This is a genomic window from Candidimonas humi (assembly GCF_019166065.1).
Classification (GTDB): domain Bacteria; phylum Pseudomonadota; class Gammaproteobacteria; order Burkholderiales; family Burkholderiaceae_B; genus Candidimonas; species Candidimonas humi.
This window is the reverse complement of sequence record NZ_JAHTBN010000008.1, coordinates 156,508-172,831: the sequence shown is the minus strand read 5'-3', so window position 1 is coordinate 172,831 and position 16,324 is coordinate 156,508. Positions and strand designations below refer to the sequence as shown.

The 16,324-nt window shown below is 65.0% G+C and carries 16 protein-coding genes and 1 pseudogene; 9 read left to right on the top strand and 8 right to left on the bottom strand.

What is annotated here, in order from left to right:
* Positions 1–10 precede the first annotated feature (10 nt).
* On the top strand, positions 11–625 hold the full coding sequence (locus KVP10_RS16960) for a 2OG-Fe(II) oxygenase (RefSeq protein WP_217965817.1): 615 nt from the start codon (positions 11–13) through the stop codon (positions 623–625).
* Positions 626–737: 112 nt separating this feature from the next.
* Here the strand turns inward: KVP10_RS16960 and KVP10_RS16955 are convergent, their stop codons facing one another.
* From KVP10_RS16955 to KVP10_RS16945, 3 genes and pseudogenes are all read right to left on the bottom strand, one after another.
* The gene (locus KVP10_RS16955; RefSeq protein ID WP_217965816.1) at positions 738–1,265 is read right to left on the bottom strand and encodes a rhodanese family protein; all 528 of its coding nucleotides are present in this window, start codon (positions 1,263–1,265) and stop codon (positions 738–740) included.
* A 97-nt stretch (positions 1,266–1,362) separates the two neighbouring features.
* Complete coding sequence (locus KVP10_RS16950; RefSeq protein ID WP_217965814.1) at positions 1,363–1,674, bottom strand: ArsR/SmtB family transcription factor; 312 nt, start codon at positions 1,672–1,674, stop codon at positions 1,363–1,365.
* Between the two features lie 212 nt (positions 1,675–1,886).
* Positions 1,887–2,357: pseudogene (locus KVP10_RS16945) on the bottom strand (methylated-DNA--[protein]-cysteine S-methyltransferase); the annotation flags it as partial.
* Between the two features lie 328 nt (positions 2,358–2,685).
* Between KVP10_RS16945 and KVP10_RS16940 the strand changes: the two are divergent.
* Positions 2,686–3,237 (top strand): NADPH-dependent FMN reductase, encoded by a 552-nt coding sequence (locus tag KVP10_RS16940; RefSeq protein WP_217965810.1) that lies wholly within the window; start codon positions 2,686–2,688, stop codon positions 3,235–3,237.
* An 8-nt stretch (positions 3,238–3,245) separates the two neighbouring features.
* On the opposite strand, the gene KVP10_RS16935 is transcribed toward KVP10_RS16940, so the two are convergent.
* A complete protein-coding gene (locus tag KVP10_RS16935) occupies positions 3,246–4,733 on the bottom strand; it encodes an MFS transporter (protein ID WP_246600782.1) in 1,488 nt (495 codons plus the stop codon).
* A 92-nt stretch (positions 4,734–4,825) separates the two neighbouring features.
* A complete protein-coding gene (locus KVP10_RS16930) occupies positions 4,826–5,317 on the bottom strand; it encodes a MarR family winged helix-turn-helix transcriptional regulator (RefSeq protein ID WP_217965808.1) in 492 nt (163 codons plus the stop codon).
* 202 nt (positions 5,318–5,519) lie between these two features.
* Between KVP10_RS16930 and otnI the strand changes: the two genes are divergently transcribed.
* Entirely contained in the window at positions 5,520–6,302 is a 783-nt protein-coding gene (gene otnI / locus KVP10_RS16925) for a 2-oxo-tetronate isomerase (protein ID WP_217965807.1), read from the top strand.
* 163 nt (positions 6,303–6,465) lie between these two features.
* Here the strand turns inward: otnI and KVP10_RS16920 are convergent, their stop codons facing one another.
* The gene (locus tag KVP10_RS16920) at positions 6,466–7,434 is read right to left on the bottom strand and encodes a 4'-phosphopantetheinyl transferase family protein (RefSeq protein WP_217965806.1); all 969 of its coding nucleotides are present in this window, start codon (positions 7,432–7,434) and stop codon (positions 6,466–6,468) included.
* 22 nt (positions 7,435–7,456) lie between these two features.
* Complete coding sequence (locus KVP10_RS16915) at positions 7,457–8,446, bottom strand: LLM class flavin-dependent oxidoreductase (protein WP_217965805.1); 990 nt, start codon at positions 8,444–8,446, stop codon at positions 7,457–7,459.
* 387 nt (positions 8,447–8,833) lie between these two features.
* On the opposite strand from KVP10_RS16915, the gene KVP10_RS16910 reads away from it, so the two are divergent.
* The 5 genes from KVP10_RS16910 to KVP10_RS16890 all read left to right on the top strand — a co-directional run bounded on the left by KVP10_RS16910 (position 8,834) and on the right by KVP10_RS16890 (position 14,232).
* Positions 8,834–10,267 (top strand): xylulokinase, encoded by a 1,434-nt coding sequence (locus KVP10_RS16910; RefSeq protein ID WP_217965804.1) that lies wholly within the window; start codon positions 8,834–8,836, stop codon positions 10,265–10,267.
* Positions 10,264–11,220: an ABC transporter permease gene (locus KVP10_RS16905; protein ID WP_217965803.1), complete on the top strand. Its 957-nt coding sequence runs from the start codon at positions 10,264–10,266 to the stop codon at positions 11,218–11,220. The genes KVP10_RS16910 and KVP10_RS16905 overlap by 4 nt, the downstream gene beginning before the upstream one ends.
* 98 nt (positions 11,221–11,318) lie before the next feature.
* A complete protein-coding gene (locus KVP10_RS16900; protein ID WP_217965801.1) occupies positions 11,319–12,263 on the top strand; it encodes a sugar ABC transporter substrate-binding protein in 945 nt (314 codons plus the stop codon).
* Between the two features lie 5 nt (positions 12,264–12,268).
* Positions 12,269–13,024 carry an ATP-binding cassette domain-containing protein gene (locus KVP10_RS16895; RefSeq protein ID WP_217965800.1) on the top strand — a complete coding sequence of 252 codons (756 nt, stop codon included), beginning with the start codon at positions 12,269–12,271 and terminating at the stop codon, positions 13,022–13,024.
* A 374-nt stretch (positions 13,025–13,398) separates the two neighbouring features.
* Positions 13,399–14,232: a mechanosensitive ion channel family protein gene (locus KVP10_RS16890; RefSeq protein WP_217965799.1), complete on the top strand. Its 834-nt coding sequence runs from the start codon at positions 13,399–13,401 to the stop codon at positions 14,230–14,232.
* 37 nt (positions 14,233–14,269) lie between these two features.
* Here KVP10_RS16890 and KVP10_RS16885 read toward each other — a convergent pair whose 3' ends face one another.
* Positions 14,270–15,052: an IclR family transcriptional regulator gene (locus KVP10_RS16885; protein WP_217965797.1), complete on the bottom strand. Its 783-nt coding sequence runs from the start codon at positions 15,050–15,052 to the stop codon at positions 14,270–14,272.
* 115 nt (positions 15,053–15,167) lie between these two features.
* Here KVP10_RS16885 and KVP10_RS16880 point away from each other — a divergent pair, with 115 nt between their 5' ends.
* The gene (locus tag KVP10_RS16880) at positions 15,168–16,154 is read left to right on the top strand and encodes a Bug family tripartite tricarboxylate transporter substrate binding protein (protein WP_217965796.1); all 987 of its coding nucleotides are present in this window, start codon (positions 15,168–15,170) and stop codon (positions 16,152–16,154) included.
* Positions 16,155–16,324: the final 170 nt, after the last annotated feature.

Genomic DNA, 16,324 nt, shown 5'->3' with positions numbered 1-16,324 from the left:
CAAACACCCCATGAGCGATTTTGACGAGATCCTGTACCTGTTGAACAAGCAGGGCTGGGCGGTATCTGATACCGCCGTGCCCGGCGCTTGGCATGCCAGTCTGCGGGAGCAGGCGCAGCGGCTTTGGGATGCGGGCGAGTTCTCGGGCGGGGAAATCGGGCGGGGCGCCAATGATGGACGCCAGCCTGCGGTGCGCGGGGATGCGATCTGCTGGGTGGAGCCGGATTCGGCGCTGGCGCAGCATCCTTTTTTCGAGTGGATGGCGCGGCTTCGGCAGGCGTTGAACGACAGCTACGACATGGGGCTGCGCAGGCACGAATTTCATTTCGCGCGCTATGACGATGGGGCGGGCTACAAGAAGCATGTCGACCAGCACCGGGGCACCAATTATCGAAAGATCTCGATCGTGTTTTATCTCAATGCCGATTGGGATACTACGAAGGGTGGCGAGTTGTGCCTGTACAACCCCTATGACCCGGATGTCGAGCTTCAGCGCTTTGCCCCGCTAGGCGGGCGCCTGGCGGTTTTTGTCAGTGGCTATATGCCGCATGAGGTGCTGCCGAGCCGGGCTACTCGCTGGAGCCTTACCGGCTGGATGCGCACGGACGACTTGATACGCGCCTGAGGCCTTGATACTCGCCTGAGGCGGTTTGTTTGACGGTCTTTCAATAGTCTCTATTTTGGCCATCGAGGTTGAAGGGGAACTGCGTCGCGAGATATAGAGGTGCGACGCCGGCTCACCCGATGCTGGTCTGGCGATTCCACGGCATCTTCATCAGCACGCGCGCCATGCCGCAGAATCCTGAAAGACCCGCGAACACCAGTCCGGCGCCGACGAACGCCGACAGCAGGTAAAACCAGGGCGAGGCCGCGGCACCGAGGATGACGCCGATCAGGACTATCGAGCCGGCGGCGATCTGGACCTGGCGCTGCAGTTCCAGCGGTTGGGCTTTGTCGACTTCCACGGGCAGTCCGGCTTTTTTCCAGGCGTCCAGGCCGCCTTCCAGTATGTAGGCATCGCACTGGGCGCAGGCCTGCAGCGCCTGTGCATTGGCCTGGGTACGAGCGCCGGATCGGCAATGGAAGATGACGGCCTTGGCGCCGTCCAGCGGCTGGGCGCCGTCGGCCAGTTGCTGCATGGGAATATGGCGAGCCTGGGCGATGTGTTCGCGGGCGTATTCGTCGGCACCGCGGATGTCGACAAGCACGGCGCCCTGGCTCAGCAGGGTGCGTGCCGCTTCGGGGCTTATGGATTTCAGGGTCATGGCTGTGTGCTCCTGGAATAGTTGATCAGTAACCGAAAATTAGCGGCCGCATGCACGATGGCGGGCAGGGTGACGCAATGCGCGGCCGTATGACGGATCATGGACAGAAGATGGACTTGAGCGTGGCGACTAGCTTGGCGACGTCCGGGTTGTCGATACGGTAATGCAGGGTCTGGGATTCCCGCCTATATGTCACCAGCCCTTCTTCGCGCATTTTCGCGAGATGCTGCGACAGCGCGGACTGGCTCAGGGCAACTTGTTCGAGCAGCGCGCCCACTGTCATTTCGCCGTGTTCGATGAGCAGGCACAGCACCAGCAGGCGATGTTCGTTGCTGAGGACCCTGAGCATTGCCGCGGCTTTGGCTGCGCCTTCCTGATGGAACAGCGTGTCTTGGTTTGTGGATGGCATTTGATGGCCGTAACGGTCCAGCGGTTTCGGCGAACATATATTTAAGATAGTTCTAATTTAGCATGTTCTAATAAATAATCAAGCCTGTTTCCCCAGCTGGCTCTTCGCCCGCCGGGAATGGTTTCTGATGTGCAGGCCGGCCCGCTTCGGGCTTTCTTTGTTTGTATTGCAGCGGGAGCAGGCCGGCAGGGGGGCTAGGCGCGGGGCTTGCCTTCGAGCGCGAGCAATAGTTGCTTTGCCGGCAGGCCGCCGGCGTATCCCGTCAGTTCGCCCGATTTGCCGACCACGCGATGGCAGGGCGCCACGATGGACAGCGGGTTCCTGCCGTTGGCGGCGCCGACGGCGCGCACGGCTTTGGGACGGCCTATCTGTGCGGCGATCTGGGCGTAGTTGCGGGTCTGGCCGTAGGGGATGTCCAGCAGCGCGCGCCAGACGTTTTTCTGGAAGTCGGTGCCGGCGAATTCCAGTTCGAGGTCGAAGCGCGTGCGAGCGCCGGCGAAGTATTCCCGCAGTTGTTGCTCGGCCCGCAGCAGCACTGGGTCTTGCGGCGATTCGCGCATGGGGCCCAGACGCACGCGGCTCGGTTTGTCATGTTCCCAGAGTATGGCGACCAGTTTCGGGCCGGCGGCGACGAGCTTGAGCTGCCCGACCGGAGAGTCGATGATCTTGAAAGTGTGTGTCATGGACAGGCTCCTTGGGTTCTTGCGTGTGGATTCTTTGTACCGCGGCAAGGGGCTGGTGCGCACCCCGGTCCTTGCGCTTGAATTCCCGGCAAAGGCGGAGCCGATAACGGCCTAAGGCTTGTAGGCTGGCCAGGTCTGGAGAAACGACCTGGATAAACGGCCCGGACAAACCCGTGGGCCCTGGCCCGTCGGCTTCGGCATGACGAAACCAATGGTGGGCGTCTCTCGTTCGATTGTGGCAACATAGCGTAAAAGAAGAGCGGGGAATGTTCACACAGTTTTGATATTTTGTTGTTTTGCAACTCTGTACTTTTGCAAAGGACCCACCATGAGCCAATATCGGATAGCTGTTATTGTCGGCAGCCTACGCAAGGATTCGTTCAATCGCAAGCTGGCGCGCGCGCTGGAAAAACTTGGCCCCGCCGAATTTTCTTTCGAGGACCTGGATGTCGGCGGCCTGCCCCTATACAACCAGGATAACGACGCGAACCAGGCCGAGTCGGTCAAGCAGTTCAAGAGCCGCATCAAGGAAGCCCAAGGGGTGATATTCGTCACGCCGGAATACAACCGTTCGATTCCCGGTGTGCTGAAGAACGCGATCGACAATGCTTCGCGGCCTTATGGCCAAAACGCCTTTGCCGGCAAGCCGGCAGGGATATTGGGCATTTCGATCGGGGCTATCGGCACGTCGCTGGCGCAGCAGCATCTGCGCAATGTGGCGGCTTATCTCGATATGCCCACGCTCAACCAGCCCGAGGTGTTCCTGCAGGCGAAGGAAGGCTTCTTCGATGCCACCGGCGATATTGGCAATGCCGATACCCGCAAGTTCCTGCAGGGCTGGATGAACGCTTATGCGGCGTGGGTCAAGAAGAATAATTAAGACGAGGCTTAGGCCAGCCGGCGCTGCGCCAGCACCAGCACCGCGCCGGCGATTGCCAATGCGGCGATCAGCCGGAACATGTCTTCGCTGGCGATCAGCAGCGCCTGGCGGTTCAGCAGATCGGTAAGCTGCGCCAGCGCGCTACTGCCGGCCTGCGCGGCATCCATGCCGCGGGCCATAAGCGCGCCCTGGATGTTGTGCATCCATTGCAGGGCGATGGACGGTTCTTGCGCAGAGGCGCCGGCCAGGTTCACTTGCACGCTGAACTGGCGGTTTTCCAGCAGCACCGCACCCAGCGCCGAGGCGAACGAACTGGCGATCTGGCGCATCAGGTTCTTGCTCTGGTAGCCGTGGGCGAAGTTGTCTTCTCCCAGGCTGCGGAAGGTCAGGCCCGCGACCGGGATGACGACCATGACGCCGAACATGCCCTTGAGCGCGAGGATGGGGATCAATGATTCGATCCCGACGTCGGGCGGCATGGACGAGAACTGCCAGGCGGCGTAGGCCATGATCAGCAGGCCCAGGATCATCAGGGGCTTCTTGCGTTTCAGGCGTGGTGCATAACGTATGTAGGCCATGATGCTCACCAGGCTGACCAGGCCGCCGATGGTGCTGAGCCAGCCCACGGTGGTCAGGGGGATCTGCAGCGCGCGTTCGGCGTAGATGGGGAACACGTAGCCGTGCAGGTGGCTGAGCAGGTAGTACATGAAATACAGTAGCAGCCCGGTGAGATAGACCGGGTTGCGCAGGACGCGCAGCTTGAGCAGCGGGGCGTCGTGGTTCCATTGATGCCACAGGAAGCCCAGCAGCAGCACGATGCCGCACAGCGCGATGGCCAGCAGGCGGCCGGGGTGCGAGAAGACGTCGAAGCGCGCGTCGCTCATGGCGATCTGCAGCGCCGCGATGGCCGCGCCGAACCACAGCAGGGGTATCAGCGCGGGGCGGCCGGGTTTTTCGCTGGGCTCGGCATCGGGCAGCAGCAGCCACGAGCCCACCATGGCCAGCAGCGACAGGGGCAGTACGCCATAGAACACGTCCCGCCAGGTGCCGGCGTCCATCAGTTCGGCCGACAGCGCGGGCCCGATGGCCGAGACGCCGAAGATGCCCAGCATGAACAGGCGCACCGCCTTGCCCCGGTCGGCGGGGGCGAACATCATCGGGATCAGCACGCGGCTGCTGGTGAACAGCGCGCCGCCGCCCACGCCTTGTATCAGGCGAGCGACCACCAGCGTGCCGAGGCTGGAACTGGACGCCGCATACCAGGTGCCCAAGCTGAAGACCAGCAGCGAGGCGCTGAGGTAGCGCCGGTAGCCATAGCGGCGGGCCAGCCACTGCTGCTTGACGATCATCAGCATGCTGCCGATGGCGTAGGCCGATTGCGCCAGCGCGAAGCCGCGCGGGTCGGCGTCGATGCCGCCCATGATGTGGCCGGCCGAGAACACGAACATGATGTTCTCGAGAAATTCCACCGACACAACCAGCGCCAGCGTCACCATGATGCAGTATTGACGCTGGCCGTGGGTGAGCAGGTTGGTGTTCAGGAAGCTGCGCAAGCTATTGCGCAGGCTTTGATGGACGGCGCGTGGGCTCATTGTTCCAGTTGTTGCAGATTGGCGTAGAGGCGCTGCAAATTGCGCGAGGCCTGGTCGCGCTCGCCGCCGGCCAGCACCGACCAGGCCTGCCTGTAAGCCCGGTGCACGGCTGGGACGGCCTGGCGCAGCAGGTCGCGGCCGGTGGACGTCAGTTCGAGTTCGAGGCTGCGGCGGTCTTGTTCCGATGCAATGCGGCGCACCAGCCCGCGGGATTGCAGGCTGTCCAGGAAGCGCGTCATTTGCGTGCGGGTGGCGTCCAGCGTGTGGCTGAGTTCGGACGGGGAGCTGGGGTCGGACCTATCGGTGGACAGCAGGCTCAGCACCAGGTATTGCGACATGTTCAGGCTATATGGCGCCAGGGCCTTGTCGATATGGGCGCGCAATAGTTGAGTGGTGCGAAACAGCAGCCGGGTAGCGAGTATGTCTTCGCGCGGCGCCTCGGGGTGCGCCTGGCAGAATCGGTCTATGCGGGATTCGAAGGAAGACATGAGGGCCTCGGTGCAATATAGTTTCATATGTAATTATATCGAATGTAGCAAATTCGGCAAGAGGCTGTGATAAAAACAATAGGCGTTGTCGCGTATATGCTGCGCAGGCCGCTCTTTCGGGCCGCCGGGGGTACGCGGGGCAGGGCGGCGGCCGGAGCCGCCGGCCGCCCAAGGAACTAGAGCCTAGAGCCGAGGAGTCTTCATGCTGCGTTTTGCCGCCAATGTCAGCACTATGTACGGGGAATACGATTTCCTGGATCGTTTCGAAGCCGCGGCGCAGGATGGCTTCAGGGCAGTGGAGCTGCAGTTTCCCTATGATTTCGAGGCCTCGGAGATCGCGCGGCGGCTGGACGACCAGGGCCTGGCCCTGGTGCTGCTCAATGCCGTGCCTGGTGACTTGCGCACCGGCGAAAAAGGGCTGGCCTGCCTTCCGGGCCGCAGTCGCGAATGCCTGGACGGGGTCGCACGGGCGCTGGAATATGCCGCGGCGCTCGCTACCCCGTGCATCCACCTGATGGCGGGGCTGGCGCCCGCCGGCATCCCGCGCGCGACCCTGGAAGGGCTGTACCGGGAAAATGTGCATGCCGCCGCGCTGCTGGCTGCGCAGGCGGGGGTGGACATCATGCTCGAACCCATCAACCCCATAGGCATGCCGGGGTATTTCCTGAATACCCAGCAGCAGGCCCACGATGTGGTGCAGGCGCTGGGCCTGCCCAACGTCAAGGTGCAGATGGATTTGTTCCATTGCCAGATCGTCGAGGGCGACGTCACCCGCAAGCTGCGCACGTATCTGCCCACGGGGCGCGTGGGCCATCTGCAGATCGCCGGGGTGCCTGATCGGCATGAGCCCGACACGGGCGAACTGGCGCATCCGTATGTGTTTTCGGTACTGGACCAATTGGGCTATGACGGCTGGATAGGCTGCGAGTATTTCCCCGCAGCCGGCACGCGCGCCGGCCTGGCCTGGGCTCGTCCGTATTTGTAGCCGGGCGTGTCTGTCGCAAGGCCACGCCAGCAAGGCTGCACACGCGAGGCCGCATATGCAAGGCTGCATATGTAAGGCCGCACATGCATGGCCGCACATGCATGGCCGAGCCATTGTGTTGCCGAGCTTCGTTTCGCTTGGTCAGGAACGGGCCGAAGTGGATCTATGTGAATGAGCCCGGATCGGGCGGGGCCTCAGCATCCAAATTGGCTGCGCCGTCTTCGTCGATGCGGGCCTCATGCAGGCTGATATGCAACGCCGGCGTGCGTGCCGCCAGGGCCGCGTTGTAGCCGGGCGCGCAATCCAGCTCGGCGAGCAGCCATTCCCGTGGCTTGCCGAAAGCGGCGTCGATGCGCCGCACGGCGGCCGGGCATCCCGGCCGGAATTCCACGCTCAGGCCCGGGAAGTCCATGTACAGCCCTGTTCCGGCCGCCTTGGAGACGGCTTCTTTGCGAGTCCAGAAGGCATAGAAGGCTGTCACCCGCTGCGCTTCGGGCAGCGCAAGCCATAAGTCCAGGTCGGCCTGCGACAGGACTGTGCGCGCGACGCCGGCCATGTCGTCCATGTCGCGCCGCAGCTCGATGTCCACGCCTATTTCCACGCTGCGCGCGATGGCGATCAGGGCCTGCGTGCCAGCATGGGACATATTGAAATGCAAGGCGGATGCGGCGCCGCCGGCGGCCGGAGCCGGGCAGGTCTCGGCCAGCATCGGCTTGCCGCGCGGGCCGGTGGCGTAGCGGCACAGCCGAGGTTCGATGCCCAGGTAGCGCCCCAGCAGCACGCGCAGCGCCCCGTGCGCCACCGCGTAGTGGCTGCGCAGCCTGGGCAGGCGCAGCGCCTGCATGTGCCGCCGTTCGTCTTCGGACAGGTGCTCTGCCAGCGCCGCCTGCACGTCTGGGGATTGGTCCAGCTCCACGGACCAGACATGGCATGCGCCGCTAGCCAGGAGGGGAAGGGCGGTGGCAGTCGGACGGCTGTCGGCCTGTCGTCGCGCGTCGTCTTTCTCCGGTGAGGGAGCATGCCCTGTGCCCGGCTGCGCGACCGAGGCCGGGGGACCGCTCGCCTGCCGCTGCAGGACATCTTCCTCGGGGGAGAAAGCCCGCCCTTCGGACGGCGGCGCGGGCGTGCTCATGGCCGGTTTCCGCCGAACGGATTCAGGTTCGTGCCTGGATCAGGCCGGCGACGATTTCGTAGGAGTGCAGCCGCGCGCGGTGATCGTAGATATTGGAGGCGACCATGACCTCGTCGGCCCCGGTGCGCTCGATGAAGGCGCGCAGTTGTTCGGCCACGGTATCGGGCGAGCCTATCGCCGAACACGACAGGATCTGGTCCAGCAGCGCGCGGCCTTGCGGGCCGATGCGATCCAGGTAGTCCGGCATGGGCGGCGGCAGGCGCGACGGCCGGCCGGTGCGCGAATTGACGAAGGACTGCTGGGCCGAGGTCGCGAGCACGCGGGCCTCTTCGTCGGTGTCGGCGGCAAACACGTTGAAGCCGAGCATGACGTGAGGAGCCTTGAGCTGTTCGGAGGGCTTGAAGGTCGAGCGGTAGATGCTGATGGCCGACATCATCTGCGCCGGCGCGAAGTGCGAGGCGAAGGCGTAGGGCAGGCCCAGGGCCGCGGCGAGCTGCGCGCCGTACAGGCTGGAACCCAGTATCCACAGGGGGATGTCCAGGCCGGTGCCGGGCACGGCCCGCACCGGCAGGCGCGGCTCGGACGAGAAATAGTCCATCAGTTCCATTATGTCCTGAGGAAATTCGTCGGCGTCCGAGGCCAGGTTGCGGCGCAGCGCCCGGGCCGTGGTCTGGTCCGAGCCCGGGGCGCGCCCCAGGCCCAGGTCGATGCGGCCCGGATACAGCGATTCGAGCGTGCCGAATTGTTCGGCGATGACCAGCGGCGAGTGGTTCGGCAGCATGACGCCGCCGGCGCCTATGCGTATATGGGATGTGCCGGCTGCGACGTGGGAGATCAGCACTGCGGTAGCGGCGCTGGCTATGCCCGGCATGCCGTGGTGCTCGGCCAGCCAATAGCGGTTGAAGCCCCATTGCTCCGCGTGGCGCGCCAGGTCCAGGGAATTGCGGAAGGACTGCGCGGCGCTGCTGCCTTCGGCGATCGGGGAAAGGTCGAGTACGGATAGAGGAATCATGACGTGTAGCGGCCGGCCAAAAGAGCCAATATATCCCATCCTGCCGCTGCTACACCTCCAGCCGGCCGCCGCTGCGCCGCCCCCGCCGGCCGCCGCGACCATCCGGCCCGGTATGGCGCTTGGCGATGAGCCAAGGGTGAGGCAATGGCTGACGGGCAACGGCTGATCAAAGAGGGAATATTCGATGAAGGTTCGATGGGGACGGCTAATGGGCAGAGAGGGCTGAGCATTGGGCGCTGGATTGTGGTGATGCACCGCCGGTGGCGCGCTCCGGTCTCGTGTCCTTTGACACTGTCGTGTCGCGTCCCAGCCGTGTCTCGTCCCATGACGCCGCTGCGCGCGTCCATTAAAATCTGGCATTTTGCCGGCTGGCGGACAGATGGAATCATGAACCCCGACGATGCTGCGATATTGGCCCTGGACCTGGGCTCCACCGGGCTGAAAGGCGCCTGGGTGGGCGTGCGCGGCGCAATGGGCGAGATACTGCGCGCGCCTTCGCCGCTGGCCCGGCCCGGGCTCGACGCCGAGGCGATATGGCTGGCCGTGCGCGCCTTGATGCAAGACCTGCTGCAGGCGCCGGAGGCGCCCGCCAGGCCGCTGGCCGTGGCCTTGACCGGGGTGACGCGCACCCATGTCTTCGTCGACGCGGCCGGCCGGCCGCTGGCGCCGGTCATGCCTTGGGGCGACCCGTATGGAGAGGATCGCGCCGGCGAGCTTGCGCAGGCCTATGGCGTGGAGGGCGACACCGCCGGCTACGGGGCCTTCCATCCGCTGGCGCGCCTCTTGCAGTTCCGGCTCGATCGGGGCGCCGCGCCGGCGGCGATCGTGGAATTGCGCGACTGGCTGAATTTCCGGCTTACCGGCAGGCTGGCCACGGACGCCGTGGCGCTCGGGCGCCTGGCGGGCGCGGCCCAGGGGCCCGGGCCGGCCGAAGTGCTGGCGCGGCTGGGCCTGCCGGCCAGTGTCCTGCCGCCGGCCGTGCAGCCCGCGGAGATATTGGGGCAGTTGCGCGCCGAGGACGCCGGGCTGCCGGCCAGCCTGGACGGCGTGCCCGTGGCCTGCTGCAGTTTCGACACCTGGTGCACCACGCTGGGCCTGGGCGCCGTGGCTGCGGGACGCATCTATGATGTGTCCGGAACCACCGAGGTGCTGGGCACTTTCGCGGCCAGGCCGCGTGCTGTCGACGGCATGGTCTGCCTGCCCTGGACGCCGGGTCTCTGGCATCTGGGTGGCCCGTGCCAGACGGGGCTCGGGACCCTGGCCTGGTTCGCCCGGGCCTTTCTCGACAGCGACGACCCGGCCGCCACGCTGCAGGCCGCCATGGCCTCGACCTGCGACGATGCGCCGCTGTGCCTGCCGTACGTGACGGGCGAGCGCATGCCCTTGTGGAACAGCCGCCTGGCGGCCAGCTTCCACGAAGTAAAGGCCACGCATACGCGCCGCGACCTGGCGCGCGCCGTGGCCGAGGGGCTGGCGCTGGCGCATCGTTTGGCCCTGCAGCGCCTGGGCGTGCTGGGCGGCGGGCAGCCGCTGCATATGGGCGGCGGGGGCGCAACACTGGCGCACTGGCCGCAGTTGCGCGCCGATGCCTTCGGCATGCCGGTGCGCCTGGGCGTTTGCCCCGAGCCCGCGCTGGCGGGGGCGGCGCTGGCCGCCGCGACCGCCCTGGGCGTTTATCCCGACATCCAGGCCGCGCAGGATGCGATCAACGAGGGCAGCACGGTGCTGCATCCCGAGCCCGCGCGCGCCGCCTATTTTTCGGGCCGTGCGCGACAATTCGCAGATGTTCTGCAAGACACATTGAACCGGACTCTTACATGAATGCAGTCGCCTTTCGATCCTGGCTCGCCCGCTACGGCACTTGCGTGGCCGGGCTGATCCTGTTCCTGTTCTTCGCCCTGTACGCGCCCAATTTCCTGGCCTTGCAGAACTTGTCGAACATCATCAAGCACATCAGTTTCATGGCCATACTCGGCCTGGGCTTTGCGCTGGCGCTGCTGGTTTCCGAACTGGACTTGTCGTTCGCCAATATCTGCAGCCTGTGCGCGGTGATCACCGGCTGGCTGGTGCACACCGGCCATGCGCCGGCCGAGGCGGTGCTGGCCGGCCTGCTGGCCGGCACGGCGGGCGGGGTGCTCAATGGGCTGCTGGTGACGGTGCTGCGTGTGCCGTCGCTGATCGCCACGCTGGCCACGGCCTCGGTGGCCAATGGTTTTTCCTTCATGATCACCCAGGGCGTGGCCTTCGTCGGGAACTGGGATCCACGCTTCCTGTGGATAGGCCGCGGCACCGTGTTCGGCATGCCGGCGCTGATCTTCTGGCTGCTGGTGGCCAGCCTGCTGGTGCTGTTCATGCTGAAGCAGACGCGGCTCGGCTTTCGCATGCTGGCCGTGGGCGAGGCCGGCGAGGCGGCGCGCCGCGCCGGCGTCAATGTGCGCCTGATCAAGATCATCGGCCTGGCCTTGTCGGGCCTGGCCGCCGGCGTCACGGCCGTGCTCATGACTTCCAGCCTGGCCTCGGCCGCGCCGGATTCGGCCGGCGACCTGATGCTGACCTCGATTGCCGCCGTGCTGCTGGGCATGACCATGTTCGAGCCGGGCCGCGCCAATGTGCTGGGCACCTTGTGCGGCGCGATCATCATCGGCATGCTGGGCAACGGCCTGGTGTTGATGGGCGTACAGTATTACGTCCAGGATATTCTGCTGGGCATTATCATCGTGTCTTCGGTGGCGCTGTCCTCGTCGGTGCTCAAGCAGGCGGCGTTTTCCTTATAGTTTTTCTCGTGGCTTTATGGGGCGGGAACAGGTTTCGCTACAAGCAATTTACGCAACAAGCTAGACACGCAACAAGCAATATACGCAAAGGGGAAATCATGTTTACACGTCTGGGCCGCGCGGCGGCCGCAATACTGCTGGTGCTGGGCCTGGGGGCCTGGGCGCAGGCCGCGCCCACGCTGGGCATCATAGGCTTCCAGATGTCTTCCGAGACCCACGCGAGGGTGGTCGACGCGGCCGCCGCGGCGGCGCGCGCCAAGGGCTGGAACGTGCAGATCCTGAACAGCAAGGGCGATATGCCGACTTACATACGCCAGCTCGAGACCCTGCTGCTGACCAAGCCCGTGGGCATCATCGTCGCCATGGGCAAGCCGCTGCAATCCGAAGACCAGTTCAAGCGCGCGAAAGATGCCGGCATTCCGCTGGTCACAGTGATGAGCGGCACCAGCCCTTATTCGCTGTGCGACATCGCGGTCAATGAATACGTCGGCGGCGCCCGCGCGGCCATCTACCTGCTGGATCACCTGAACTACCGCGGCAATATTCTTACCGAGCGCTTCGACGGCAACGCGGGCACGCGCATCCGCGGCAAGATCCTGGACGTGGTGCTCAGCGAAAACCCGGCGGTCAAGGTGCTGGGCAGCCACACCATGGCGCGTACCGCCGCGTGGCGCGACGACGTGTCGGCCGGCATGAACGCGCTGCTGCTCAAGAACCAGGGCAAGGTCGACGGCATCTGGGCTTCGTTCGACGGCCAGGCCTACATCATCGACGACATCCTGCAGCAGCAGGGCGCCAAGAAGGGCCATCCGCTGCTGGTCAGCATAGACGGCGGCCAGGAGACCTACCGCCGTATCGCCGACCCCAAGTCGCTGCTGACCGCGACCGTGGCCATCCCGTTCGAGAAAATGGGCGTCAAGGCGGTGGACCTCATCGACCAGGTCGCCGTCAAGAAGCAGCCGGCGCATACCGGCCCGTACCTCTACATGGACGCGGAACTGGTGGACGCGGACAACGTCGCCCAATACCTGAAGAAGAAATAGCGCCCGTGGAACGCATCCTGGAACTGGAAGGCCTGGCCAAGCAATACGGCGCGGTGCAGGCGCTCAAGGGCGTGGATCTGCACGCCCATGCCGGCGAAGTGCTGGCGATCTGCGGCGACAACGGCGCGGGCAAGAGCACCTTGATCAAGATCGTATCCGGGGCGCATCCCAGCTCCGCGGGCTCGATGCGCCTGTTCGGCCGCGAGGTGCGCTGGTCGTCGCCGCACGACGCGCTGGCCAGCGGCGTGGCCACCATCTACCAGGACCTGGCGCTGGCGCCGCGGCTCAGCGTCTGGCAGAACATCTTCATCGGCTCCGAGCAGCGCCGGCGCGTGCTGCCGGGGCTGCATTTGCTGAACAAGCGCGCCATGCGCGCCGAGGCCGCGCAATACCTGCAGCGCCTGAACCAGCGCATCGACGACGTCGACCGGCCTGTGGCCGATTTCTCGGGCGGCCAGCGCCAGGCCGTGGCCATCGCCCGCGCCCTGCGCTGGCAGGCGCGCATCGTCATCATGGACGAACCCACCGCGGCCTTGGGCGTGAAGGAAACGGCCGAAGTGCTGGCCCTGATCCGCCAGCTCAAGACGCAGGGCGTCACCGTCCTGCTGGTCAGCCACAACATGGAAGACGTGGTCAATGTGGCCGACCGGGTGGTGATACTGAAGTCGGGCCTGGTGGCCGCGCAGGGCGATACGGCTGGCCTGAGTCCCGCCGGCCTGGCGCAGGCCATCATGACCGGGCAGTGGCCCGCCGCGGCCTGATACGGCCCCATGCCCTCGCAGCGATCCGCGCCGCCCGAAGAGCCGGCTGCGTGCAGGCGGCAAGGCAGCCCCCGGTTCGGAGCATTTTTTAAGCGCCGCGCCTAGCATCTTGTTCTTGCAGGAATATTTCCGGTAATCAAGAAGTTTTCCTCGGGCTTATCCACACGATGCGTGGATAAGTCGGCGTGCGCCGCATGAGCAATTTCTTGCCCTCTTGCGCAATGCCTTGATCTGCATATGCTTTCGGCAGTAACCAGCAACTTATCCGCGGATTTGTCCACAGATGGCGTGGATAAGTCGCGTGCCTCGCCCGTTACATTACCGTCCCGCTCCCGGTACTATTCGGGTTCCGGAACCCCACACAGGAACCCGCCATGGACAATCTGAATCAGCTTTCCTACTGGATGCCCATCGTCAAGAGTTTTTCCGTCAACGTCGTGATTGCGATCGTCATCCTGATCGTCGGCTGGTCGCTTGCCACCCTGGCCGGCAAAGGGGTGCGCAGCGCGGCGCGCCGCTCCGCGCGCATCGATCCGACGATCGTGCCGATGATGTATTCCGTGGTGGTATGGACCATACGCGGCTTCACGCTGATCGCGGTGCTGGCGCGCTTCGGCGTGCAGACCGCCAGCATCATCGCTGTGCTTGGCGCCGCCGGCCTGGCGATCGGCCTGGCCCTGCAGGGCACGCTGCAAAACATCGCGGCCGGCATCATGCTGCTGGGGCTGCGCCCGATGCGTGCCGGCGAATACATCTCGGTGGTCGGCAAGGCCGACGGCACGGTGGAAGAAGTCGGGCTGTTCCTGACGCGCATCGTGCAGGTCGACGGCATACACGTGTCGCTGCCCAACAGCCTGGTGTGGGGCAATCCCATCCTGAACTACAGCCGCAATCCGACGCGCCGCCTGGACTTGCAGGTAGGGGTGCGCTATGGCGACGATCTCGATGCCGCCATGGGCGCCTTGCTCAAGCTGGTGGAAAACCACAAGCTCGTGCTGCAGGACCCCAAGCCGCAAGTCATGGTCAACGAATATCGCGACAGCACGGTCATGGTCAATATCCGGGTGTGGGCCGAAAGCAGCAATTACTGGGCATTGACCTTCGACCTGTACCAAGCGGCCCGCAAGGTGCTGGAACAGGCCGGCATGCGCCTGCCCATACCGGTGCGCGAAGTGAAGCCGACGCAGCCTGACGCGCTGGCGGCGTAAGCCGCTGCGTCGTCGGCTGCCGGTCGCCGGATGCTCTTTACGGCTTGAGCGCCAGGCCGGCCAGTTCGGCGCGGATCAGGCCGGCGATCTCGCGCTGTCTCTGCGCCGGCATGCGTTCGGTAATGGCAGTGACGCTGATGGCCAGCACCGGCTTGCCGTTGCGGTCCAGCAGTGCGCAGCCCACCCCCAGGGCGCCGCGCACGGCGTGGTTGCCCACAACGGAATAACCGCGCATGCGGGTGTTTTCCACCAGCCGCCTCATTTCGCGCGCCGTCATGCCGCCGTAGAGTTCCAGTTCCGAGCTATTGCATTCGATGATGCGCTCGACCTCGGCGTCGGGCAGGGAGGCCAGCAGCGCCATGCTGCCCGAGCCCACGCCCAGGGGCTGGCGCTTGCCGGCGTAGGTGGCCAATATCTGTACGGGGTAGGGCCCGATTTCGCGCCACAGGCTGAGCGATTCGTTGCCGTCGCGCACGACCAGGAACACCGCATCGCCGGTGGCCTGGGCCAGCCTGCCCATGGCAGGCAGCGCCAGGTCGATGCGCGGGTCCTGGGTGGCGGGCGCGGCCGCCGGGGCTTCCAGGTTTGCGACGAAGCGTTTGCTGTGCGCGATGCTGCCGACCAGCCCGCTGTCGACCAGCGCCGCCAGCAGGCGGTAGATGGTGGGGCGCTGCAGGCCGGTGGCGCGTGCCAGCGCAGTTACACTCAAGCCGGCAGGCCCATGCTCGCGCAGGGTGTTCAGCACTTGCAGGCCGCGCCGCAAGGTGCGCGGCCCTGCGGCGCTGTCGGTGTCCGGCGTGGGTTCTGGCGTACTGTTCAAAGAAACGTCCGCAGGGTGAACATCAGGCTATCGGGAAAGCTGATTTTATCGGAAAATCCCTGTCGCATTATAAAACTGTCCACAAAATGGACGCTCAAGGAGAGGAAAGCATATCATGCAGAAACCTATTTTCAAGTCGATCAAGCTACTGGCCGCCGCTGCGGCGCTTGCCGGGCTCGCCGGTTTTTCGACCGGCGCCGCCGCAGCGTACCCCGACCACCCCATCAGACTGATAGTGGGTTTTTCCGCAGGCGGCACCACCGATGTGGTCGCGCGTATCGTCGGCAAGGAAATCAGCCAGGAACTGGGCCAGTCCGTCATAATCGACAATCGTCCCGGCGCAGGCAGCAATATCGGTGCGGAACTCGTGGCGCGTGCCAAGCCTGATGGCTACACGCTATACATGGTGGCCGTCACCAGCGCCATCAACCAGACCCTGTACAAGAACATCAAGTTCAACCTGGTCAATGATTTCGCGCCCGTGGCGCTGGCCGTCAAGGTGCCCAATATCCTGGTAGTGAACCCCAAGCTGCCGGTGCACAGCGTCAAGGAACTCGTGGCCTACGCCAAGGCCAACCCGGGCAAGCTCAATTTCGCGTCTTCGGGTAGCGGCACTTCCATACACATGGCGGGCGAGCTGTTCAAGCAAGTGGCTGGCGTGGATATGCTGCACGTGCCCTACAAGGGCAGCGCCCCTGCGGAAACCGACCTGATGGGCGGCCAGGTCCAGCTCATGTTCGACAATATGCCGGCGGCATGGCCCCATGTGCAGGCAGGCAAGCTGCGCGCCCTGGCGGTGACTACGGCCGAGCGCTCCAAGACCGCGCCGGATCTGCCCACCATGGAAGAATCGGGCTTCCCCAACTTCGACGTGTCGTCCTGGTTCGGCGTGATCGCGCCCAAGGGCACTCCGGCGGACGTCGTCAACACGCTGAACGCAGCCATTGAAAAGGCGCTGAGCAAGCCCGATGTCCAGAAGCGTTTCGCCGACCTGGGCGCCGTCGCGGTGAAGACCACGCCGGCCGAATTCGGCGAATTCATCAAGTCGCAGGTCGATACCTGGGCCAAGGTGGTCAAGGCCTCGGGCGCGCAGGTCGACTGACAGGAGCCGTTTGCAGGGGCGGCAGCGTCGCCGCGCCATGGCGCCGGCATGGCCTGCGGCCTGGCATGGCGAGCGACGCGCATGCCGCCCCGATGGCGACTCGTATAAGGCAGTTACGGCCGCCGGCCCATTCTCCGACGGAGATGGGCCGGCGATATTGTTCAACTTTT